Genomic DNA, 22,542 nt, shown 5'->3' on the forward strand with positions numbered 1-22,542 from the left:
CGCCAAACGGTTGAACGAGGGCAACACGGCGCTTACCGCTCCAGGAACTTTTCCAACCAGTGGATGTTGTATTCACCTGATCGAATTTCCGGCTCGGCCAGAAGCCGCATGAAGAGCGGCCCCGTCGTGTCCACGCCGACGACGACAAGCTCGGACAGCGCGCGCGCGAGGCGGTTCAGCGCCGTCTCCCGATCCGCCCCGTGGACGATCAGCTTTCCGATCAGGCTGTCGTAATAGGGGGGGATCGAGTAGCCGGCGTAGATGCCGCTGTCCATCCGCACGCCGAGGCCTCCGGGAGCGTGATAGGCCGTGATCCGCCCAGGCGAGGGCGCGAAGTTGGGCAAGGATTCGGCGTTGATCCGCGCCTCGATCGCGTGGCCGTTCACCACGAGCTCCTCCTGCCGGAACGAAAGCGGCAGGCCGGAGGCGACGCGAATCTGCTCGCGCACGAGATCGACGCCGAAGATCGCCTCGGTGACGGGATGCTCCACCTGGAGCCGGGTGTTCATCTCGATGAAATAGAACTCGCCGTCCTCGAAAAGGAACTCGATCGTCCCCGCCCCGCGATAGCCCATCGCGGCCACCGCGTCGGCGCAGGTCTTGCCGATGCGCGCGCGGGTCTCCGCGTCGATCACGGGGGAAGGGGCCTCCTCCAGCACCTTCTGGTGACGGCGCTGGAGCGAGCAATCCCGCTCGCCGAGATGCACGGCGTTCCCGCGCCCGTCGCCGAAGACCTGGATCTCGATATGCCGGGGGCGGGAGAGGTATTTCTCCATGTAGACTTCGTCGTTGCCGAAGGCGGCCTTCGCCTCGGACCGCGCCGCGCCGAAGGCGACGTCAATCTCCGCCGCGCTCCGCGCGACCTTCATGCCGCGCCCGCCGCCGCCCGCCGCGGCCTTGATGAGCACGGGATAGCCGATCTCCCCGGCGATGCGCCGCGCCGCCTCCAGCGAGGTCACCGCCCCGTCCGAGCCCGGCACGCAGGGCACGCCGAGCTTCGCGATCGTCTCTTTCGCCACGATCTTGTCGCCCATCTGGCGGATATGCTCGGCGGTCGGGCCGATGAAGATCAGCCCGTGCTCCTCCACGATCTCGGCAAAGCCGGCATTCTCGGAAAGAAAGCCGTAGCCGGGATGGATCGCGTCCGCCCCCGAAATCTCGCAGGCGGTGATGAGCGCCGGAATGTTGAGATAGCTCTGCGCCGCCGAGGGCGGGCCGATGCAGACGCTCTCGTCCGCGAGGCGCACATGCATCGCGTCGGCGTCCGCCGTCGAATGCGCCGCGACGGTCTGGATGCCGAGTTCGCGGCAGGCGCGCTGGATCCGGAGCGCGATCTCGCCCCGGTTGGCGATCAGAACCTTGGTGACCATCGCCGCCGCCTATTCGACGATGACGAGCGGCGCGCCGTATTCGACGGCCTGGCCGTCATCGACCATGATCCGCCGCACCGTCCCGGTGCGGGGCGACGGGATCTGGTTCATCGTCTTCATCGCCTCGACGATGAGGAGCGTCTGCCCCTCCTTCACCTGGTCGCCGGTCTTCACGAAGGCCGGCGCGCCGGGCTCGGGCGAGAGATAGACGGTGCCGACCATCGGCGAGGTCACCGCGCCCGGATGCTGGGCCGGGTCTTCCGGGGCCGCCGAGACCGCAGCCGCAGGGGCGGCCGGCGCGGCCGCCATCGGCGCCGGCGCCGCGGCATAGACCGGAGCCGCCGCAATCTGGCGGGAAAGGCGCACATTGAGCGCCCGCTCCTCGCCTTCCTCCCGGTTCACCTCGATCTCGGTGAGGTCATGCTCGCGGAGGAGGCGGGCGAGCGCCTCGATGAACCCCACATCCTCGTCCTGATGTCCGGCCATGCGGCTCCCTCTCTATCGCGCCCGGCGCGGTTCAGGCGCGTATCCGGCGCGTCGCGCGCTCTGCGTGCGGCGCGTTATACGCGCGTGCGGCTTCCGGTCAATCGCGGCTCACCCCGCGCGGCGCGCTTCCGCAACGAGATCGCGGAGCGCGTCCGCCGGCACGAAGCCGCGCACGATCCGCTCTCCGATGATGAAGCCTGGCGTGCCGCTGATGCCGAGCTGGCGGGCGAGGGCGTAGGTCTTGCGGATGTTCTCGGCGATCTCGGGTTTCTCCATGTCCGCCTTCAGCCGCTCGACATCCGCCCCCGCCTCCCCGGCGAGGCGCAGGACGGCGCGCTCGTTCAGCTCGCCCTGATGCGTCATCATCGCGTCGCCGAACGCCTCGTAGATCGCGCCGCCCTGCATCATGGCGGCGATGGCCGCGCGGCTCGCATAGGTGCTTTCAGGCCCGAGAATCGGGAATTCCTTGATGATGCGCCGCACCTTCGGGTCCGCCTCCATGAGTTCGGCGACGCTGGCGTGCGCCCGCTTGCAGTAGGGGCAACGGTAGTCGATGAACTCGACGACCGTAACGTCCCCGTCCGGCGCGCCGCCGACATGGCTGAAGCCGTCCTCGTAGATCGCGTCGGCGTTGGCGGCGATCATGTCGGCGTCGCGCCCGGCCTCCGCCGCCTTCTGGCGCTGCTCCAGAACCTGCATCGCCTCCACGATCACTTCCGGATTGTCTAGGATATAGTCCCGGATCATGGCGTTGATCTCGGCCCGCGCGGCGTCGTCCAGCCCCTCGGCGGAGGCGGGGGCGGCGAGGAGCGCGCAGAGCGCGAAGATCGGGGCGGCGAGGCGTTTCATCATGGGCGGTCCTTTCTCGTCGCCCTCAGTTAGCAGAGAGCGTGCGCTCCGCGACAGCCCGAATGTCGTCCGCCCGGAGCCATCCGGGCGAGCCCACGGGAAGTTGATCGAGCGCGCGGCGCGCGTGTCTGAGCGCGTCCCGCGGCTCGCCGACGAGGGCGAAGCGCTCCGCCGTGGCGAGCGCGGCGTCTCCGTCCCGCCCGGCGCGGGCATAGGCGAGGGCGAGGTCGCGCAGCACCGCCGGCTCCGACGCGCCGCCGCGCGTCGCCGCCTCCAGCGTCTCCAGCGCCTCGCCGTCCGAGGCCGGGTCGTTCAGCGCGAGGAGCGCGCGCCCGAGCGCGCCGCGGATCAGCGCCTCCCCCGGCGCGAGGGCGACGGCGCGGCGCAGCGGCTCCACGGCCGCCGCGCCCCGCCCGCTCTCGAAGAGGATCTGGCCCTTCAGCTCGTGATAGAAAGGGTCCTCCGGCCGGAGCGCGATCAGCCGGTCCACCGCCGCCAGCGCGCCCTCGGTGTCGGGCCGGCGATGGAGCGCGACTGCGCGCTTCAGCTCGCTCAGCTCGTCACGCGGGTTCCCCTCCGCGTCGAGGCGGGCGAGCGTCCGGTCCGGCGAGTTGATGAAGGCGTCGAGCTTGGCCCGCATCCGCGCGTGCCAGTAGGCGAGGTCCGGCCCCGCCGCCGCGCCGCGCGCCGGGCTCGACGCCGCCCTGTCCTCCAGCAGCGCGATTCTCTCGCGCGAGAGCGGGTGGGTGACGGCGTAGGGGTCGATGTTGCCCGCCTGGAACACCTCCTGACCGCGGAAGATGCGCAGCACGTCCAGCACCGCTCCCGGGTCCACGCCGGCGCGCTCCATGTAGGTCGCGCCCGCCTGGTCCGCCGCCGATTCCTCCCCGCGGCTATAGGCGAGGAAGCTGCGGCGGATCGCGTTTTCGGTTCCGAGCGCGCCGGCGATGCCGACTTGCGGGCTCCCGCTCGCCACGCCGGCGAGGGCGGAAAGCGCGAGGCCGAGCGCGAGCGGACCCTGCAGGTTCTCCGCATTGATCTGGCGGCGCACGAGATGGCCGCCGGTGATGTGCCCCGTCTCGTGCGCGATCACGCCCATCAGCGCCTCGGGCCGTTCGATGCGGGAGAGGAGGCCGGTATGGAACACCATGTTCCGCCCGCCAAAGACAAAGGCGTTGAGCGAATTGTCCTGCAGGATGAAGATGTCGACGGATTCGGGCGCCAGCCCCGCAGCCTCGAAGATCGGGCGGGAGAGACGCTCCAGCGTCGCCTCGATCTCCGCATCCCGGATGAGCGTGCGCGCATCCGCCTGGCCGGAGAATGCGACGAGCGCCGCGGCGCCGAACCGGAGGATGCGTCGCACTGGCCTCTCCCTGTCTCGCCCCTCGTCCACTTAGGCGCGCGGAGGGCCTCTTTTCAAGGCGTGGGGCCGACGGGCGGCTGGCGCTCATCACGCCTTTCTGAAAGGTGTTTCAGCCGAGAACGCCCATCTACGGTCGGTCGCGGCGGGTCGCGGAAAGGAGGAGGAGCTGAAACCGGATCCAAACCGCGCGGCGGCGCGCCAGCGTCGCCGTTCCCTGCTCCCGCGTCTCCTCCTCGGCCCGCCATCGCCGGCGAGGATGCCGGCCGAGGCGCGGCGCGCGATCGAGCGCGACCAGGCGCGGAGCGAGGTGCTCGTCTGCCTCGCGCAATTCGCCGCCATCGCCGTCTTCGGCGTCTTCTACGCGCTGACCCCGAAGGCCTTTCCCCCCGACGTCATGTTCGAGCCGGTGCCGCTCGCGCTCGCGGCCTATGCGGTGTTCACCGGAATCCGGCTCTGGCTCGCCCTCGCCGGGCGGCTCGGCCCGGTCTTCCTCGGGCTTTCGGTGGTGGTGGACGTCGCCGTGCTGATGGTGACGATCTGGAGCTTCCACCTGCAATACGAGGAGCCGGCGACGATCTATCTGAAGGCGCCGACGCTCCTTTATGTCTTCATCCTCATCGCGCTCCGGACGCTCCGCTTCGAGGTCGGCTACGTGCTGCTCGCCGGCGCCGCGGCGGTCGTCGGCTGGCTCGTCCTCGTGCTTTACGCCGTGGTCACGGGCGGTGAGATGAAGATCACCAACAGCTTCGCCGAATACATGACCTCGCATTCGATCCTGATCGGCGCCGAGGTGGACAAGATCATCTCCATCGTCGCCGTCACCGCCGTGCTCGCGCTCGCGGTCGTGCGTGCGCGGCGGCTGATGGAGCGCTCGGCCAGCGAGGCCCACGCCGCCGCCGCCCTCTCGCGCTTCTTTGCGGCCGACGTGGCCGGGGAGATCAGGGGGGCGGACCTTGCGCACCGGCCGGGCGAGGCGGCGTTGAGGGAGATGGCGGTCGTCTTCTTCGATCTCAGGGATTTCACCAGCCGCTCCGCCCGCCTCGGGCCGGAGGGAACGATCGCGCTCCTCGCCGGGTTCCACGCCTGCGTCGTTCCGGCCGTGGAGGCGAATGGCGGCGTGATCGACAAGTATCTCGGGGATGGCGTGCTCGCCACCTTCGGCGCCGCGCGCCCGAGCGATACCCACGCGGCGGACGCGCTCCGCGCCGCCCTCGCCGCGCTCGAAGCCGCGGAGGCCTGGAACGCGGCGCGGCGCGGGCGGGGGGAGCCGCCCGTCGCGCTCGGGATCGGCGTCTCGGCGGGGGAGGCGCTGGTCGGCGTCACGGGCGTCGAGTCGCGGCTCGAATTCACGGTTCTGGGGGAGGTCGTGAATCTCGCCTCCAGGGTCGAGAAGCATTGCAAGGCCGCCCTCCGCCCCGGCCTCGCGACGGCGGAGACGCTGCGCCGCGCCGTCTCGCAGGGCTTCGCCGGCGCGGGCGCCTTCGACGATCTGCCGGCGGAGCGGGTGGAGGGCGTCGCCGCTCGCGTCGATCTCGTCGCCTTCGGCCCCGCCACGCTCGCCCGCGCCTGATCTCGCTCAAGGCGCCGCGCGGCGCGGCGCCGGATACTCCCCCGATCCATGCGGAGGGAGACGCAATGACCCGAATCCTGATCGTGAACGGAAACCCGAAACCCGCCAGCTTCTGCGCCGCGCTGGCCGACGCCTACGAGGCCGGCGCCCGCTCTGCAGCCCATGAGGTCGAGCGGATCGACCTCGGCGCGCTGCCCGTCGACCCGGTGCTCCGCACCGGCTTCACGCCGCACGAGCCCGAAGAGCCGGAGCTGACCGCCGCGCGGGAGGCGATCGGCCGGGCGCAGCATCTCGTCCTCGTCTGGCCGCTCTGGTTCGGCGACATGCCGGCGATCCTGAAAGGCTTCCTCGAACGGTCGCTGACGATGGGCTTTGCGATGGAGGAGATCGAGAAGCCGCGCTTCTTCCGCCCGCTGCTGACCGGGCGGAGCGCCCGGTCCATCGTCACCATGCAGATGCCGCGCCTCGTCTACCGGCTCGTCTACGGCTCGGCGGCGACGAAGCTGCTCCGCCGCCATATCCTCGGCTTCGTCGGCATGAGCCCGGTGCGGGACATGGTGTTCGGCGGGATAGACGACGCCGCGCCCGGGACCCGCGCGAAATGGCTGGAGGAGGTTCGCCGCCTCGGCGCCGCAGCGGGCTGAGCGCGCCGCTCCGCCCCGCTTTGTGAATCGCCGCCCTTTCCCCCGCCCCCCGAATGGGTGTTATCTCGAAAGAGGGTCAGGGGAGGACGCATGGCGAAGATCGGTGTCGTAGGGCTCGGCGCGATGGGGGGCGGCATGGCGCGCGCCTGTCTCGAAGCCGGGCATGAGGTGACGGGGCATGACCTGAACGAGGCGGCGCTCGCCGCCTTCCGGAGCGAGGGCGGCGGGGCCGCGCCGCTGGCGGAAGTCGCGCCCGCGCTCGACATCCTTGTCCTTGTCGTCCTCAACGGCGCGCAGGCGGAGGCGGCGCTCTTCGGGCCGGAGGGCCTTGCGCCGCTCATTCGGAAGGGCGCGGCGGTGGTCTGCTGCCCGACCGTCTCCCCCGATTTCGCCCGGAGCCTCGCGGCGCGGGCGGAGGCGATGGGGCTTCTCTATCTCGACGCGCCGATCTCCGGCGGCGCCGGCAAGGCGCGGGCCGGGAGGCTCACCATCCTCGCCTCGGGCTCCGAAGCCGCCTTCGCCGCCGCCGCGCCCGCGCTCGATGCGATGGCGGAGACGGTGTTCCGCCTCGGCGCGGAGCCGGGGGCCGGGAGCGCGATGAAGGCGGTCAACCAGCTTCTCGTCGGCGTCCATATCGCTGCGGCGGCGGAGGCGATCACCTTCGGGATGACTCAGGGCGTCTCCCCGGAGCAGACGCTCGACGTGATCTCGAAATGCGCCGGAACCTCCTGGGCCTTCGAGAACCGGGGGCCGCATATCCGCGACGGGGATTACACGCCGCTCTCCGCCGTGGACATCTGGCTGAAGGATCTCGGCATCGTGCTCGACATCGCGGGGCGCGCGAAATTCTCCGCCCCGCTTACCGCCGCCGCGCTCCAGCAATTCGTCGCCGCCTCCGGCTCCGGCCTCGGGCGGGAGGACGATTCGGCGGTCGCCAAGGTCTACGCCCGCAATGCGGGTCTCAAGCTGCCGGGGGATGCGTGATGCTGCTCGGCTGCATCGGCGACGATTTCACCGGCTCCTCCGACCTCGCCAACACGCTGGCGAAGGCGGGGATGCGGGTGACGCAGTATTCCGGCGTGCCGACAGGCCCAGCCGCGCCGGGAGTGGAGGCGGGCGTCGTGGCGCTGAAGTCCCGCACCATCGATCCGAAGGAGGCCGTTCGCCTCTCCCTCCTCGCGCTGGAATGGCTGGCGGAACAGGGGTGCAGGCAGTTCGTCTTCAAGTATTGCTCGACCTTCGATTCGACGCCCGAAGGCAATATCGGCCCGGTGGCGGAAGCGATGGCGAAGGCCTTGGGGGAGACGCGGGTGATCGTCTGCCCCGCCTTTCCTGGCGCCGGGCGCACGATTTTCCAGGGGCATCTCTTCGTGGGGGAGAGGCTCCTTTCCGAATCCGGGATGGAGAAACACCCGCTCACCCCGATGACCGACCCGGACATCCGGCGCTGGCTCGCCCGGCAGACGCGGATGAAGGTCGGCCATGTTCCGGCGAAGACGGTCTCCGCCGGCGCCGCCGCGATCCGCCGCGCGCTCGAGGCGGAGGCGGAGGCGGGGCGGCGGTTGATCGTGACGGACGCGACGTCGGATGCGGACCTGCTGGCGCTCGGCGCCGCGGCGGACGGGTTGAAGCTGGTGACGGGAGGCTCCGGGATTGCGATGGGCCTGCCGGAGAATTTCCGCCGCGCCGGGCTCCTGAAGGGCGGCGGCGGCGCATGGGCCGGCGTGCTGGGGCGCGCCGCGATCCTTTCCGGCTCCTGCTCGAACGCGACGCGCGGGCAGGTCGCGGCGCATGACGGGCCGAAGCTGGAGGTGACGGCTGAGGCTGTCATGGCCGGGGAGATCGACGGCGGACAGGCGGCCGAATGGGCGCTCGCGCAGCGCGGTGTCCCGCTCGTCTATTCCTCGGCCGATCCCGCCGTGGTCGCCGCCGCTCAGGAGCGGTTCGGGCGGGAGGAGGTCGCCGGCCGGATCGAGCGGCTGATGGGGGAGGCGGCGGTCGCCCTCGTCGAGGGCGGCGTCACCCGCCTCGTCACCGCGGGCGGGGAGACTTCGGGCGCCGTGGTCGAGGCGCTCGGCGTCGCGGCGCTGGAGATCGGGCCGGAGATCGACCCGGGCGTGCCGGCGCTCAAGGCCGAGGGCAGGGGCCTCGCGCTCGCCCTCAAGTCGGGCAATTTCGGGGGCGAGGACTTCTTCGCCCGCGCCGTCGCGGCGCTCGCCCCGCCGCGAAAAGGGGGGGAGGGATGAGGCCCCGCGCCGGCATAACCATGGTTATAGGCATTTTTTCGTTGATTCATAAGGATAATTTCGAGTGCCCCTTCTTTGGGGCCTTCGGACGATGACCGAGTGCGCCCTCCGCGAGGCGATCTGCCGCTTCGCCGCCTCGCTCCATGCGCGGGGGCTCACGCCCGGCTCCTCAGGCAACATTTCCGCGCGGACGGAGGATGGCGGGCTCCTCGTCACGCCCACCGGCTCCGGCTTCGGCGCGCTCGACCCGGCGCGCCTCTCCCGGCTCGACGCGGCGGGGCGGCTCCTCTCCGGCGATCCGCCGACGAAGGAGATGCCGCTCCACTCCGCCTTCTACGAGACGCGGGCGGGGGCGGGGGCGGTCGTCCACCTCCATTCCGTCCATTCCGTCGCGCTGTCGATCCTGCCGGAAACGGACCCGGATTGCGTGCTGCCGCCGCTCACCGCCTATTCGGTGATGCGCGTAGGCAAGGTGAAGCTTCTTCCCTATTTCCGGCCCGGCGACCCCGCGATGGGGGATGCGGTGCGGAGCCTTGCGGGCCGCCGCTCCGCCGTCCTCCTCGCCAATCACGGGCCGGTCGTGGCGGGGAAGGACCTTGAAGCCGCCGTCTTCGCGATGGAGGAACTGGAGGAGACGGCGAAGCTCGCGCTCCTCACGCGCGGCATGGCCCCGCGCGGCCTTAACGATGCGGAGATCGCCGACCTTGTAAGGACGTTCGGGGCGGAATGGGGGGAATGATGCGCTTTTCGGCCAATCTCGGGTTTCTCTGGACTGAATTGGCGCTGACGGATGCGATCCGGCGCGCGAAGGCGGCGGGCTTCCAGGCGGTGGAGATGCACTGGCCCTACGAGACGCACGCCGAGGTCGCCCGCGCCGCGCTGGAGGAGACGGGGCTGTCGCTCCTCGGCGTCAACACCGTGCGGGGCGAGGCGGGGGAGAACGGCCTCGCCGCGCTGAAGGGGCGGGAGGCGGAGGCCCGCGCCGGCATCGACCAGGCGCTCGAATGGGCGGACGAGACGGGCGCGCATGCCGTCCATGTCATGGCCGGGCGGTTCGGTGACGAGGCGACCTACATCGCCAATCTCCGCTACGCGGCGGAGGAGGCGCGCGACCTCGGCAAGACGATCCTGATCGAGCCGCTGAACGCCCGCGACGCGCCCGACTATTTCCTGACCGAGGTGGAGCAGGCGGCGGAGATCATAATCCGCACCGGCGCGGCGAATATCCGCATCATGTTCGACTGTTACCATGTGCAGGTGATGCAGGGAGACATCCTCCGCCGGTTCGAGGCGCTGATGCCCTTCATCGGCCATGTCCAGTTCGCCGCCGCGCCGGGGCGGGGGGAGCCCGATACGGGCGAGATCGCCTATGAGCGGCTCCTGCCCGCGATGGAGGCGCTCGGGTGGAAGGGCTTCTTCGGCGCGGAGTATCGGCCGAAGGGGACGACGGATGAAGGGCTCGGCTGGATGAAGGGTTACCTCTGAAAGCCAAGGCCACGGACCTGATCCGGGGCCTCGCGGGGTGGCGCGCGGCGCTCCGTTCGTCGGGGTCCCGGATCAGGTCCGGGACCTTGCGCTCCGGGCGCCCTCACTCCACCCACCTTCCCGCCGGGAGGGAGGAAGCGCAAACGGGCGCCCTTGCGGAAATCCCCGCCCGGCGCGAATGTCCGCTGAAGCCGGGGAAGCCGGCGGCGGGAGCGAAGCGATGGACGATCTGCGGCGGCGGCTGGACGAGGAGGGGTTTCTCGTCCTCGAAAACGTCTTTCCGGAGAGCGCGATAGACGCCGTGAAGGCGGAATACGCCGCGCTTCTCGAAACCCTCTGCACGGGCTGGATCGCGGAGGGCCGCCTCGCCGCCGAAACCCTCGACCTCGATTTCGAGGGGCGGCTCCGCGCCGCCTATGTCGCCGGGCTGGACTGGTTCCAGCCGATGGACATCTCCCTTCCCGGCGGGGTGATCGAGGCGGAGACGCCGATGCATTTCGGCCCGGCGATCTTCGCGCTCCTCCGCCACCCGGCCATTCTCGACGTGGTGGAGCGGCTGATCGGGCCGGAGATTACCTCCAACCCGATCCAGCATGTCCGCATCAAGCCGCCCGCGCATCTGCTGAAGGCGGACGAGGTGCGGCCGCACGTCACCTATACCGACTGGCACCAGGACCGGGGCGTGACGCATGACGAGGCGGACGGGACGGAGATGGTCACCGTCTGGATCGCGATATCCGACGCGACGGCGGAGAACGGCTGCCTCCAGGTCGCGCCCCGCACGCATCTTGAGGCGCTGAAGACGCATTGCCCGGCGGGCATCCAGCTCTCGATCCCCGAATCCGCGCTGGACCGCGCGCGCGCCGTTCCGCTCCCGGTGAAGTCGGGCGGCGTGGTGATCTTCCATCCGGGCACGGCCCACGCCTCCCTCGTCAACCGCACCGAAGGGTTCCGCTGGTCCTTCGACGTTCGCTATAACGTCACCGGGCAACCCACGGGCCGGAGCCATTTTCCGAGCTTCGTCGCCCGCAGCCGCAGGGCGCCCGAAACCGAATTGCAAAGCGCCGACGAATGGCGCGGAATGTGGGAGGAGGCGCGCGCCCGCCTCGCCCGCGCGCCGCATATCCCGATCCATCGGTGGAGCGCGGACGCGCCCGCCTGCGCCTGAGGAGCATCATGGCAGATCAAGCCGCCGCAACCGTCCGCCTCGACCCGTCCGACAATGTCGTCACCGCGATCCGCCCGCTCGAGGTCGGCGCGGATGTGGAGGGCGCGAAGGCGCTCGCGCTCATCCCGCGGGGCCACAAGGTCGCGACCGCGCCGATCCCGAAGGGCGCGGTGGTGCGGAAATACAGCCAGGTCATCGGCTACGCGGCGGAGGACATTGCGGCCGGCGCCCATGTCCACACCCACAATGTCGAATTCCGGGCGACGGAGGTGGAGTATGAATTCTCCACGGATCTCCGCCCCGCCGCGCCGGCGGCCAAGATCGACACGTTCATGGGCTACCGCCGCAAGTCGGGCCGGGCGGGAACGCGCAACTACATCGCGATCCTGACCTCGGTGAACTGCTCCGCCACCGCGGCGCGGAAGATCGCCGCCGCCTTCGGGCCGGAGGAGATGGCGCAGTATCCGAACGTGGACGGCGTCGTCGCTTTCGTCCACGGCACGGGCTGCGGCATGGCGGGCTCGGGCGAGGGGTTCGAGGCGCTGCAGCGGGTGATGTGGGGCTATGCGAAGCATCCGAACCATGCCGGCGTGCTCATGGTCGGCCTCGGCTGCGAGATGAACCAGATCGACTGGCTGCTGGAGGCCTACGGGCTCGAACGCGGGCCGCTGTTCCAGACGATGAACATCCAGGACGTCGCGGGGCTGAGGCGGACGATCGAGCTCGGCGTCGAGAAGGTGCGCGCCATGCTCCCGATCGCGAACGAGGCGCGGCGGGAGCCGTGCCCCGCCTCCGAGCTGATGGTGGCGCTGCAATGCGGGGGCTCCGACGCATGGTCCGGCGTCACCGCCAATCCGGCGCTCGGCTATGCCTGCGACCTTCTCGCGGCGCAGGGCGGGACGGGCGTTCTGGCGGAGACGCCGGAGATCTACGGCGCGGAGCATCTCCTCACCCGCCGGGCCGTGGACCGGAAGACGGGGGAAAAGCTGATCGGCCTCATCCGCTGGTGGGAGGACTACACCGCCCGCAACCGCGGCTCGATGGACAACAACCCCTCGCCCGGCAACAAGAAGGGCGGGCTCACCACGATCCTCGAAAAGTCCCTCGGCGCGCAGGCGAAGGGCGGCACGACGCCGCTGACCGGCGTCTACAAATATGCGGAGCCGGTGACGGCGAAGGGCTTCACGTTCATGGACAGCCCCGGCTACGACCCGGCCTCGGTGACGGGCCAGATCGCCTCCGGCTGCAACCTCGTCACCTTCACCACGGGCCGCGGCAGCGCCTTCGGCGCCAAGCCCGCGCCCTCGGTGAAGATCGCGACGAATTCCGAGATGTATGGCCGGATGGTCGAGGACATGGACGTGAACGCCGGCCGCATCCTCGAAGGCGCGAGCGTGGAGGAGGTGGGGCGGGAGATCTACGAGATGCTCCTCCGCGTCGCCTCCGGCGAGATGACGAAGTCGGAGGCGCAGGGGCTCGGGGACTACGAGTTCGTGCCCTGGCAGATCGGCGCGGTGATGTAGGCGGCGGCGAGGGATCGGTCGCCCGTCATCGACGCGAGCCTCCGCCCGTTGGCGAACGCCGCCAAGGTTTGGCGGCGGAAGATGCCGACGCAGGCGCCGGCCCGCCGGATGGGATTCACTCGTCGACGAAGCCCTCTGAGGACACTGATCGGATCTCTGACCCTAGAGTTTCGACATTATTGAACGGCATCGCGCCAGGTCAGCGAACGCTTCCGCGTGCGCCCGCTCACCTTAACCCCTCCGCCATCTCCACCGCGAAATACGTCAGCACGCCGTCGCACCCCGCCCGCTTGAACGCCATCAGGCTTTCCGCAACCACGCGCCCCCGGTCCATCCAGCCCGCGTCGCAGGCGCCGGCGAGCATCGCGTATTCGCCGCTCACCTGGTAGGCGTAGGTGGGCGCGCCGAATTCGGCCTTCACCCTCCGGCAGATGTCCAGATACGGCATGCCGGGCTTCACCATCACCATGTCCGCCCCTTCGGAGAGGTCGATGGCGACCTCGCGGAGGGCTTCGTCTCCGTTCGCCGGGTCCATCTGGTAGGTCTTCTTGTCCCCCTTCAGGGTTCCGCTGGCCCCCACCGCGTCCCGGAAGGGCCCATAGAAGGCGGAGGCGTATTTGGCGGCGTAGGACATGATGAGCGTGTTGGTGAAGTCGTTGGCTTCGAGCGCGGCGCGGATGACGCCGATGCGGCCGTCCATCATGTCCGACGGGCCGAGAATGTCCGCCCCCGCCTCGACCTGACAGAGGCTCTGCCGCTCCAGCGCCACCAGCGTCTCGTCATTCGCGATCTCGTCGCCCCTCAGGATGCCGTCATGCCCGTGGGAGGAATAGGGATCGAGCGCCACGTCCAGCATCACGCCGAGGCCGGGGCGGAGGCGCTTGATCGCGCGGGTTGCGCTGTTCACGAGGTTGTCGGGGTTCCAGGCCTCCGCCGCGTCCTCCGTCCGCTTCTCCTGCGGTGTGTAGGGGAAGAGCGCGACGCAGGGGATGCCGAGATCGGCCGCCCGCGCCGCCGCGTCCGCCGCCCGGTCCACCGTGAGGCGGGAGACGCCGGGCATGGAGGGGATCGGCTCCTCCCCGTCCGCGCCTTCGCGCACGAAGATCGGCCAGATGAGGTCGCCCACGGTGAGCGTGTTCTCGCGCACGAGGTCCCGCACCCAGGGGGCCTGACGGGTCCGCCGCGGGCGGGTGTGGGGGAAGGGAGCGGCGAGAGTCTGGACCATAAGTGACGCCTTTTTGCGCTTTGCCTCCCCCTTCGTGCCATGCGATGCTGCAAGCGGCAAGTTGTGGGTCAGCTTCGCGATGATGACGCATGCGACATTCCTGAGCCCCTGGTACTGGGTCTTCGGCGTGCTCTTCTGGGGGCTCGTCTGCAATTACACGTTCGGGGTGCCGAACGAGCTCTTCGTGCGGGCGCGGCGGGGCGGGGAGGACGCCGCGCTGTTCGAGCGCTTCGCGCGGCGGAACCTTTCGCTTTTCGCGCGGACGATCCGGCGGCGCGCGGGCTTCGCGGCGGGTGCGGGGGCCTTCGTGCTGGCGCTGCTCGGCACCTATGCCTGGCGGAGCGGGAGCGAGGCGGCGCTCGGGCTCCTCATCCTTCTTGCGCCCGCGGCGGCGCTCTCGGCCTGGGGCGGCCTCGCGATCATGCGGGCGGCGGAGGCTTCGCCGGGCAGGGACGGGTTGCTGCGACTGTTTGAGCGGGCGCGGCTCTGGTCCGCCGCCGCGGCTGTCTTCTCCATGCTCGCCGCCGCCTCCGCCGCGGGGGCGCGTCACGGGCCGGGCTGGACGGACGCGCTGCTCCGCGGCTTCTGACCGGCGCGCGGAGGGGCGCGGGCTCCCTCGGGAGGGCGCTTCGGAGCGGTCGGGCTCAGCGGTTTATGTCGTCATGAACTCGAACGGTTGCTCATCTTGCGCCGTTGCGATGCGGCCTCCCTGGGGGGAGGGAGGCCGCGGCCCGGGCTGGTCGCCCGGGCCAAGTGAAGTGGGGGAGCGCTTCGCCCCGGCTTCGGCGGGCGCGAAGGGTTGAGCCGGGGGCCGATGCGCGCTAGGTCGCGCCGCGTGGCGCGGGTGCGCCCCTTCCGGAGCCAGCCCAGATGAAGGATGAAGCCCCCTCCGCCTCCGACCTCCGTGTCGGCGGCACGCCGGAAGGCTTCGACGGCAAGGTCGTCGCCGATCTCGCGCGCGCGCATGGCGGGCCCGTCGTCCATGTGGCGCGGGATGACCGGCGCGCGGCGGCGATGGCGGACGCGCTCGCCTTCTTCGCGCCGGAACTGCCCGTGCTCCGCTTCCCCGCCTGGGATTGCACGCCCTATGACCGGATTTCCCCGAACGGGGAGATCACCGCCGCGCGGATGGCGACGCTGGCGGCGCTGGCGGAGGGATTCTCCGCCCCCTCCGTCGTGCTGACGACGGTGAACGCCGCCTCGATGCGCGCGCCGGCGCGGGAGGCGGTGCGGGCGGGGAGCTTCTCCGCCGCCGTGGGCGGGCGGATCGACCTCGAAGCGCTCACGGATTATCTGAGCCGCTCCGGCTACAACCGCGCCTCCACGGTGACGGAGCCCGGCGATTTCGCGCTCCGCGGCGGGATCGTGGACATCTTCCCGCCGGGGGCGGAGCACCCCGTCCGGCTCGACCTTTTCGGCGACGTGCTGGACGGGGCGCGCCGCTTCGAGGCGGAGAGCCAGCGGACGATCGAGCGGATCAAACGCATCGACCTCGCCCCGGCCACCGAGGCGCCGCTCGATGCGGAGAGCATCGCCCGCTTCCGCCGCCGCTATCGCGAGATGTTCGGCGCGGCGGGGCTGGACGACCCGCTCTATGAGGCGGTGAGCGCGGGGCGGAAGCATCAGGGCGCGGAGCATTGGGCGCCGCTCCTCCATGAGGCGATGGAGACGCTGTTCGACTATCTTCCGGGCGCGCCCGTCGCCTTTGACCACCGCGCGGAGGAGGCGGCGGAGGCGCGCTGGGCGCAGGTCGAGGAGCATTACGAGGCGCGCCGCGCGGCGACGAAGGGCAAGGGCGGCGGCGCCGCCTACAAGGCCCCGCCGCCCGCCGCGCTCTACCTCCCGCCCGCGGAGATGGAGGCGGCGCTCCGGGGCCGGCCCGTGCGCCGCTTCACGCCGCACCGGGAGGCGCCGGGGCCGGGCGTGATCGACCTCGGCGCGCGGGCGGGGCGCAACTTCGCGCCCGAACGGCAGATGGAGGGCGTCAACGTCTTCGACGCGCTGGCCGACCATGTGCGGGACCGGCGGGCGAAGGGCCGCGTCGTCATCGCCGCCTGGTCGGACGGGGCGCGGGAGCGGCTCGCCGCCATGCTGGAGGATCACGGGCTCGCAGGCGCGAAGCCCGCCGGCCGCTGGAGCGAGGTGGAGGCGGCGGAGACGGGCGCGCTCCGGCTCGTCACCTGGCCGCTGGAGGAAGGGTTCGTCGCCGGCGACCTGACGGTGATCGCGGAGCAGGACATTCTCGGCGAACGCCTCGTGCGGAAGACGCGGCGGCGGAAGGCGGAGAATTTCATCGCCGAGGCGGGCACGCTCTCCGTCGGCGATCTCGTCGTCCATGTGGAGCATGGCGTCGGCCGCTATCAGGGGATGAAGACGGTGGAGGCGCTCGGCGCGCCCCATGAATGCCTCGAGGTCGAGTATCACGGGGGGGACCGGCTCTATCTCCCGGTCGAGAATGTCGAGCTTCTCTCCCGCTACGGCCATTCGGAAGGGTTGCTGGACCGATTGGGCGGCGGCGCCTGGCAGGCGAAGAAGGCGAAGCTGAAGGAGCGCATCCGCGACATGGCGGAGAAGCTCATCCGCGTCGCCGCAGAGCGGATGCTGCGCGAGGCGCCGCGCTTCACGCCGCCCGACCACGCCTGGGACGAGTTCTGCGCCCGCTTCCCCTGGCAGGAGACGGAGGACCAGCTCCGCGCCATCGAGGACGTGCTGGAGGATCTCTCCTCGGGCCGGCCGATGGACCGTCTCGTCTGCGGCGACGTGGGTTTCGGCAAGACGGAGGTCGCGCTCCGCGCCGCCTTCGTCGCCGCCATGTCGGGCGTGCAGGTGGCGCTGATCTGCCCCACGACGCTCCTCGCCCGGCAGCATGCGGCAGGCTTCGCGGATCGGTTCAAGGGCCTGCCGCTGAAGGTGCGGCAGCTTTCCCGCTTCGTCGGGCAACGGGAGGCGGACGCAACGCGGGAGGGATTGGCGGACGGGACGGTGGACATCGTCATTGGCACCCATGCGCTCCTCGCCAAGGGCGTGAAGTTCCGCAATCTCGGGCTCCTCATCATCGACGAGGAGCAGCATTTCGGCGTCGCCCACAAGGAGCGGCTGAAGCGGCTCCGCTCCGACGTCCATGTGCTGACGATGACGGCGACGCCGATCCCCCGCACGCTGCAGATGTCCATGTCGGGCGTGCGCGAGCTTTCGATCATCGCGACGCCGCCGGTGGACCGGCTCGCCGTCCGCACCTATGTCGCGCCCTTCGACGCGGTGACGGTGCGGGAGGCGCTGCTGCGGGAGCGCTATCGCGGCGGGCAGTGCTTCTTCGTCGTCCCGCGCATTTCCGACCTCGGGGAGATCGAGGAGTTCCTCCGGAAGGACGCGCCCGAGGTCAGCTTCGTCACCTGCCACGGGCAGATGGCGGCGGGCGAGCTCGACGAGAAGATGAACGCCTTCTACGACGGGCGGTATGACGTGCTGCTGGCGACGACGATCATCGAATCGGGGCTCGACATTCCGGCGGCGAACACGCTGATCGTCCACCGGGCGGACATGTTCGGGCTGGCGCAGCTTTACCAGATCCGGGGGCGCGTCGGCCGCTCCAAGGTGCGGGCCTACGCCTATTTCACGACCGAGCCGAAGAAGCCGCTGACCCCGGCGGCGGACAAGCGGCTGAAGGTGCTTTCCTCGCTCGATTCGCTCGGCGCCGGCTTCACGCTGGCGAGTCACGACATGGACATTCGCGGGGCGGGGAACCTGCTTGGCGAGGAGCAGTCGGGGCATATCCGGGAGGTCGGATACGAGCTCTATCAGGAGATGCTGGAAGAGACGATCGCCAAGCTCCGCGCCGGCGAGGTCGAAGGGCTGACGGAGCTTGAGGAGACCTGGTCCCCCAAGATCAGCCTCGGAGTTCCGGTCCTTATTCCCGATACTTACGTGGAGGACCTCGACCTCCGCCTCGGCCTCTATCGCCGGCTTTCGTCTCTGGAGACGCGGCGCGACCTCGAAGGCTTCGCGGCGGAGCTGCATGACCGCTTCGGCAAGCCGCCCGAGGAGGTGGAGACGCTGCTGCGGATCGTGCGTATCAAGACGATGTGCCGGAAGGCGAATATCGAGAAGCTGGATGCGGGCGAGCGCGGCTGCGTCGTCCAGTTCCGGGGGGACAAGGTGGCGAACCCGGCGGGGCTAGTCGGCTATATCGAGGGGGAGCGCGGGCTCGCCAAGCTGCGCGAGAACAAGCTCGTCATCCGGCGGGACTGGAAGGACGGCGAGGCGAAGGTGAAGGGCGCCTTCGCCGTGGCGCGGGATCTGGCGAAGGCGCTGGCGGGGTAGGGCGGGCGTCGACCTTCGGTCGCCTCGCCACGGCCTCGAAGCATCTCCAGTGGAGAGATGCCGAGGCCGAGGCGCCACCCGCCGCGTCGGGCCGATACGCGGGGCGACGGCCCGACGCTTTCTTTGACGGCGCCCCTACGCCAACCGCGCCCGGAGCGCGCGCGGCAGCACGAGGTCGATCAGCAGCATGACCGCGAGGCTGAGCCCGACCAGCGGAAAGAAGACGGCGAGCGCGAGCGTCACGAGCGCGATCCCCTTCGTAACGCGGAAATCCGCCGGCATGGACGGCGCGCCGAGCCCGCCCGCGGGCCGCCGCTTCCACCACATAACCATCGCGGCGACGGACATCAGCACGATGGCGATGCAGGCGAGCAGCATCGCGATCTGGTTCACGACGCCGAATTCCTGCCCCATATGCACGCTGATCCCCCATTCCGCCGCGCGGCCGAGGGCGCCGAGATCGGCCAGCTTCATGTCGAAGAGGACCTCGCCCGAATACTGGTCGAAATGCACGACCCGCTCATGCGTGATGTCGTCCGGATAGACCGAGACGGTGAAGACGCCCTCCGGCCCCGAGGGAGGGTTGAGCGCGAAGCCGGGATGGACCCCCATCGCCTCCGCCTTCGCGACGATCTGGTCCATGCCGACGGGCACGCCCGCGGCGGCGAGGGATTGCGGCATGGGCTGGCCCTCCAGAATCCAGGGCGCGCGCTCCAGCGCCTCCCCGGTCGGCACGGTCGAGACGGGATAGGACTCCCAGTAGCCGTCGGGCATCCCGATCCCGGCCTTGTATGACAAGTCATAGAACTGCTTGCCCCAGAAGCCGGACCAGGGAAGCCCGGTGATGGCGAGAAAGACGATGAAGAGCGCGGCGTAGGCGCCCGTCACCGCATGGAGGTCGCGCCAGAACGGGCGGCCCTTCGCCTTCCGCGGGGCGAAGACGCCGACCTTCCGCCCGCGCGGCCACCAGAGATAGAGCCCGGTTCCCGCGAGGATCACGGCCCAGCCGGCGACGGCCTCGATCATCCGGTTGCCGACCCAGCCCACATATTCGAGCGAGTGGAGCTTCCGCACCACCCAGATCGCGCGGGAGCCGGCGAAGCCCGCATCCCAGTGATGCCCGAGCACGGCGCCGTCATAGGGGTCGAGATAGACGGCGACCTTCTCCCCCGCGCCGTCCCTCAGCTTCACGACCGCGGCGCGGTCCGGCGCGGCGGGGGGATGGTAGCCGCGCAAGGTCCCCGGAACCGCCTCCAGCGCGGCGGCGACGAGGAGCGAGGGCGCGAGCGGGGCGGAGGCCTGCGGCTCCACCCGGCGGAGATCGGCATGGAGCGCGTCGTTGATCTCGTCCTTGAAGAGATAGATCGCGCCGGTGACGGCGATCAGGATCATGAAGGGCAGGGTGAGGAGCCCGGCGTAGAAATGCCAGCGCCAGACGGCGCGGTAGAGCGCGCCCGTGGGCGCCGCGGATGCGGTGATGTCGGTCATGTCTCGTCTTTCGGATGCAGGGGAAGGGCCGCCCGGAGCGGGCGGCGCGCATGGTCTCTTGCAGCGTCAGGCGAGAGGCGGCGGGGCGCGGGAGCGATAGGGGAGCGGGGCGCGGGCGGCCGGGGCGGCCACGAAGCCAAGCGGCGCGGCCTCCGCGGCGCGTTCGGGCGGCGCGGGGGCGGCGGGCGCTTCGGCGGGGAGCGCCGGGCCGAGGCCGAGCCAGGGGCAGGGGACGCCCTCCTCCGCCGTCTTGTCCGGCCCGCCGTCCAGCGCGATCCAGACGATGCCGCCGTCCTTGCAGATCGGCACATAGCCTTCGGGCGCGGGGGCAAGGCCCGAGGCGGAGGCGCGGAAGGCGAGGAGCAACAGCGCGAGCGCGGCCCAGAGGCCGCCGGCGGGGCGCAGCGCTCGTCTCCAGCGTCGAATCATGCTCCGAAGTTTGGCGCCGGGCGCGCGGCCGCGCCAGCCCGGTCAGAGCAGAAACAGCAGCGCCCCCACCGCCGCGACGATGATCACCTCGATCACCGCGCGGGCGCGGTGGGCGGTGCGAAGATTGTCCCGCGCCAGGATGTTCGCATCGCCCGAGGCCCCCGTCGTCGCGATCACCTCCTTCATCGCGCCCTGCACGGTGAGGCGGTTGGGCTCGGAGGAGAAGATGAAGACGCCGAGGACGAGGAGGCCGAGCGCGATGGGGCCGAGACGCGGGTCGCCGAGGAGGTAGAGCCCGCCGATCGCGAGGCCCATGCCGAGGAGCATAAGGATGAGGTAGCTCAGCGGCGGCTTGAAGCGATAGGCGCGGGCGGCCGCGATGTCCTCCGGCGAGGGTTCGTGCCGGCCGCAGACGACCGGGCAGCGGAAATAGAGCCAGACGGAATGCGCCGCCTTCAGCGCGACGAGCGCCATGACGATCCATGCCCGCCAGTCATGCTTCAGCATCGCGACGCCGCCGAAGATCATGTCCATCGCTTCGTCCCTCCTCTCGCTGTCAGGAGCCGCCGCCCTCGGCCGCGAGGGCGCGGAACATCGCGAGGCTGTCCTCGAAAGCGCCCGGCTCGCGGAAAGCGAGGTCCGCGCCGGTGACGGCGATCACCAGCCCCGCAGGCTCGTTCACATAGATATACTGCCCGTAGACGCCCCGCGCCATGTATTCGCGCGGGCCGGCGTCCGCCGGCATCCACCATTGATAGCCGTATTGCGCCTCGCCCGGCGCGGTGTTGGCGGAGGGCGTGGCGCTTTCCACGACCCAGGCCTCGGGGAGGATGCGCCGCTCCCCGATCCGGCCGTGATTGCGGAAAAGCTCGCCAAGCGCGGCGTAGTCCCGGAGCGTCAGGTTCAGCCCGCCGAGCACGAAGGCGACGCCGTAACCGTCTGTAACGTAGTGCGGTGCGCCGTGGGCGCCCATCGGGCCGAGGAGGTGTTCCGCCATGAGGTCCGCGACGCTCCGCCCCGTCGCCCCGCGCGCGACCATGCCGAGCACATGGGTGTCGATGGAGACGTAGCGCCAGGCGGCGCCCGGCTCCGCGTCCCGCTCCTTCAGCGCGGCGGCGAAGGCGTCCATCGAGCCGCCGAGGGCGAGGACGCGGCCCATCCGGTTTATGTCGCTCCAGAAGTCGAGATAATCCTCGTTGAAGACGACGCCGGAGGACATCCGGAGAACGTTGCGGACCGTGGCGCCGTCGTAGGCGCCGCCCGAGAGCGCGGGGGCGTAGCGCGTGACGGGGTCGTCGAGGCTTTCGATCTCGCCCCGCTCGAGCAGGATGCCGATCAGCGCGGAGAGATAGGACTTGGCGAGCGACCAGGAGATGCGGGCGTCCTCCCGCCCCGTGCCCATTCGGTAGGCCTCCAGCGCCACGGCGCCGTCCCTCAGCACGACGATCCCGGTGACCGCGCGGCGCTCCAGCCACGCCTCCCAGCCCGGGGGCGGGGTGAGCGGCGCGCCTTCGGGGAAGGGCGCGGGCGGGCCGGAGACGGGGATCGGGCGGGATTCGAAGATCTCCCCCATCCGGCCGAAATTCGAGACGATCCGGTCCGGCTCGAACAGTGTGAGGACGGCGTGGAGCCGGGTCAGCGCCTCCCGCTGCCAGAGCGCGGCGGCGCCGAGCGCGAAAATGAGCGCGAGGCCGATGAGCGCGAGGCGGCGCGACCGCACGCGCATGTCAGGCCGGAGACGCGGCGCCGGCCAGCTCGTCCAGCACCCGCTCCCAGAGGTCGGGCGGCTGCGCGCCGGTGAGGACATGCTTGCCGGCGAGGATGAAGGTCGGCACGCCGTTGACGCCGATCTTCCGCGCCGTCGCCTCCTCGTTCGCGACGAGGTCGCGGTCCGCGTCGGTCTCCAGCAGGTCGGAGACGATGGCGCGGTCCATCCCCGCGCTCTCCGCCACGTCGAGCAGGAGGTCACGGTCCCCTATGTTCTCGCCCTTCGTGAAATAGCGGAGGAAGAGATCCTCCACCACGCGGGTCTGCACGTCGGCGGAGCGGGCCCAGCGGATGAGGCGGTGCGCGTCGAACGTGTTCGGCGTCGTCTCGATCAGGTCGAAGCGGACGTCGAGCCCGGCTTCGCGGGCGTGATCCTCGATCTGCTTGTAGAACTTTTCGGCGCGCTCGGTCCCGAACTTCGCGGCGAGATAGGCGCGCCGGTTCATGCCCCCCTTCGGCATGTCGGGGTTGAGCTGGAACGGGCGCCAGGAGAGGTCGAACGGGTTCCGCCCCTTCGCGCGCGTCGCCGCGTCGAGATTGGCCTTGCCGATGTAGCACCAGGGGCAGATCGGATCGGAGATGACGTCGAGCTGGATCATCGGATCAATA

The 22,542-nt window shown here is 70.6% G+C and carries 20 protein-coding genes; 10 read left to right on the top strand and 10 right to left on the bottom strand.

From position 1 onward, the window contains the following. Positions 1–32: 32 nt before the first annotated feature. From accC to ACE37J_RS05695, 4 genes are all read right to left on the bottom strand, one after another. Positions 33–1,370 carry an acetyl-CoA carboxylase biotin carboxylase subunit gene (accC, locus tag ACE37J_RS05680; protein WP_409708393.1) on the bottom strand — a complete coding sequence of 446 codons (1,338 nt, stop codon included), beginning with the start codon at positions 1,368–1,370 and terminating at the stop codon, positions 33–35. Between the two features lie 9 nt (positions 1,371–1,379). Then, positions 1,380–1,856 carry an acetyl-CoA carboxylase biotin carboxyl carrier protein gene (accB, locus tag ACE37J_RS05685; RefSeq protein WP_409708396.1) on the bottom strand — a complete coding sequence of 159 codons (477 nt, stop codon included), beginning with the start codon at positions 1,854–1,856 and terminating at the stop codon, positions 1,380–1,382. Positions 1,857–1,964: 108 nt separating this feature from the next. Then, positions 1,965–2,708 carry a DsbA family protein gene (locus tag ACE37J_RS05690; RefSeq protein WP_409708399.1) on the bottom strand — a complete coding sequence of 248 codons (744 nt, stop codon included), beginning with the start codon at positions 2,706–2,708 and terminating at the stop codon, positions 1,965–1,967. Positions 2,709–2,730: 22 nt separating this feature from the next. Continuing rightward, positions 2,731–4,068 (bottom strand): M48 family metalloprotease, encoded by a 1,338-nt coding sequence (locus tag ACE37J_RS05695; protein ID WP_409708402.1) that lies wholly within the window; start codon positions 4,066–4,068, stop codon positions 2,731–2,733. Positions 4,069–4,324: 256 nt separating this feature from the next. On the opposite strand from ACE37J_RS05695, the gene ACE37J_RS05700 reads away from it, so the two are divergent. The 8 genes from ACE37J_RS05700 (at position 4,325) to ACE37J_RS05735 (ending at position 12,704) form a co-directional block, all read left to right on the top strand. Next, complete coding sequence (locus tag ACE37J_RS05700; RefSeq protein WP_409708405.1) at positions 4,325–5,638, top strand: adenylate/guanylate cyclase domain-containing protein; 1,314 nt, start codon at positions 4,325–4,327, stop codon at positions 5,636–5,638. 65 nt (positions 5,639–5,703) lie between these two features. Then, on the top strand, positions 5,704–6,282 hold the full coding sequence (locus ACE37J_RS05705; protein ID WP_409708408.1) for an NAD(P)H-dependent oxidoreductase: 579 nt from the start codon (positions 5,704–5,706) through the stop codon (positions 6,280–6,282). 90 nt (positions 6,283–6,372) lie between these two features. Further along, the gene (gene ltnD, locus ACE37J_RS05710; protein ID WP_409708411.1) at positions 6,373–7,266 is read left to right on the top strand and encodes an L-threonate dehydrogenase; all 894 of its coding nucleotides are present in this window, start codon (positions 6,373–6,375) and stop codon (positions 7,264–7,266) included. Then, positions 7,266–8,528, top strand: a complete 1,263-nt coding sequence (gene otnK, locus ACE37J_RS05715; RefSeq protein WP_409708414.1) for a 3-oxo-tetronate kinase — start codon at positions 7,266–7,268, stop codon at positions 8,526–8,528. Before ltnD ends, otnK begins: the two co-directional genes overlap by 1 nt. A 91-nt stretch (positions 8,529–8,619) precedes the next feature. Further along, complete coding sequence (locus tag ACE37J_RS05720) at positions 8,620–9,267, top strand: aldolase (RefSeq protein ID WP_409708417.1); 648 nt, start codon at positions 8,620–8,622, stop codon at positions 9,265–9,267. Further along, complete coding sequence (locus ACE37J_RS05725; protein ID WP_409708420.1) at positions 9,264–10,013, top strand: hydroxypyruvate isomerase family protein; 750 nt, start codon at positions 9,264–9,266, stop codon at positions 10,011–10,013. Before ACE37J_RS05720 ends, ACE37J_RS05725 begins: the two co-directional genes overlap by 4 nt. A gap of 220 nt (positions 10,014–10,233) precedes the next feature. Continuing rightward, positions 10,234–11,181 (top strand): phytanoyl-CoA dioxygenase family protein, encoded by a 948-nt coding sequence (locus ACE37J_RS05730; protein WP_409708423.1) that lies wholly within the window; start codon positions 10,234–10,236, stop codon positions 11,179–11,181. Between the two features lie 8 nt (positions 11,182–11,189). Beyond that, positions 11,190–12,704 (top strand): UxaA family hydrolase, encoded by a 1,515-nt coding sequence (locus ACE37J_RS05735; RefSeq protein ID WP_409708426.1) that lies wholly within the window; start codon positions 11,190–11,192, stop codon positions 12,702–12,704. A gap of 226 nt (positions 12,705–12,930) precedes the next feature. Here the strand turns inward: ACE37J_RS05735 and hemB are convergent, their stop codons facing one another. Further along, complete coding sequence (gene hemB / locus ACE37J_RS05740) at positions 12,931–13,929, bottom strand: porphobilinogen synthase (RefSeq protein ID WP_409708429.1); 999 nt, start codon at positions 13,927–13,929, stop codon at positions 12,931–12,933. An 82-nt stretch (positions 13,930–14,011) separates the two neighbouring features. On the opposite strand from hemB, the gene ACE37J_RS05745 reads away from it, so the two are divergent. Continuing rightward, positions 14,012–14,518 (top strand): hypothetical protein, encoded by a 507-nt coding sequence (locus ACE37J_RS05745; RefSeq protein WP_409708431.1) that lies wholly within the window; start codon positions 14,012–14,014, stop codon positions 14,516–14,518. Between the two features lie 281 nt (positions 14,519–14,799). Further along, on the top strand, positions 14,800–18,249 hold the full coding sequence (gene mfd, locus ACE37J_RS05750) for a transcription-repair coupling factor (protein WP_409708434.1): 3,450 nt from the start codon (positions 14,800–14,802) through the stop codon (positions 18,247–18,249). A 135-nt stretch (positions 18,250–18,384) separates the two neighbouring features. On the opposite strand, the gene ACE37J_RS05755 is transcribed toward mfd, so the two are convergent. The 5 genes from ACE37J_RS05755 to ACE37J_RS05775 all read right to left on the bottom strand — a co-directional run bounded on the left by ACE37J_RS05755 (position 18,385) and on the right by ACE37J_RS05775 (position 22,532). Continuing rightward, positions 18,385–19,737 (bottom strand): PepSY-associated TM helix domain-containing protein, encoded by a 1,353-nt coding sequence (locus ACE37J_RS05755; RefSeq protein WP_409708437.1) that lies wholly within the window; start codon positions 19,735–19,737, stop codon positions 18,385–18,387. A 66-nt stretch (positions 19,738–19,803) separates the two neighbouring features. Next, the gene (locus ACE37J_RS05760) at positions 19,804–20,166 is read right to left on the bottom strand and encodes a hypothetical protein (RefSeq protein WP_409708440.1); all 363 of its coding nucleotides are present in this window, start codon (positions 20,164–20,166) and stop codon (positions 19,804–19,806) included. Positions 20,167–20,208: 42 nt separating this feature from the next. Continuing rightward, positions 20,209–20,700: a hypothetical protein gene (locus tag ACE37J_RS05765; RefSeq protein ID WP_409708443.1), complete on the bottom strand. Its 492-nt coding sequence runs from the start codon at positions 20,698–20,700 to the stop codon at positions 20,209–20,211. Between the two features lie 22 nt (positions 20,701–20,722). Then, on the bottom strand, positions 20,723–21,892 hold the full coding sequence (locus ACE37J_RS05770; RefSeq protein ID WP_409708446.1) for a serine hydrolase: 1,170 nt from the start codon (positions 21,890–21,892) through the stop codon (positions 20,723–20,725). Position 21,893: 1 nt separating this feature from the next. Then, positions 21,894–22,532, bottom strand: coding sequence for a DsbA family oxidoreductase (locus ACE37J_RS05775; RefSeq protein WP_409708449.1), 639 nt, complete (start codon positions 22,530–22,532; stop codon positions 21,894–21,896). Between the last annotated feature and the right edge of the window lie 10 nt (positions 22,533–22,542).

The sequence above is a fragment of the Pikeienuella sp. genome (assembly GCF_046290545.1).
GTDB lineage: Bacteria > Pseudomonadota > Alphaproteobacteria > Rhodobacterales > Rhodobacteraceae > Pikeienuella.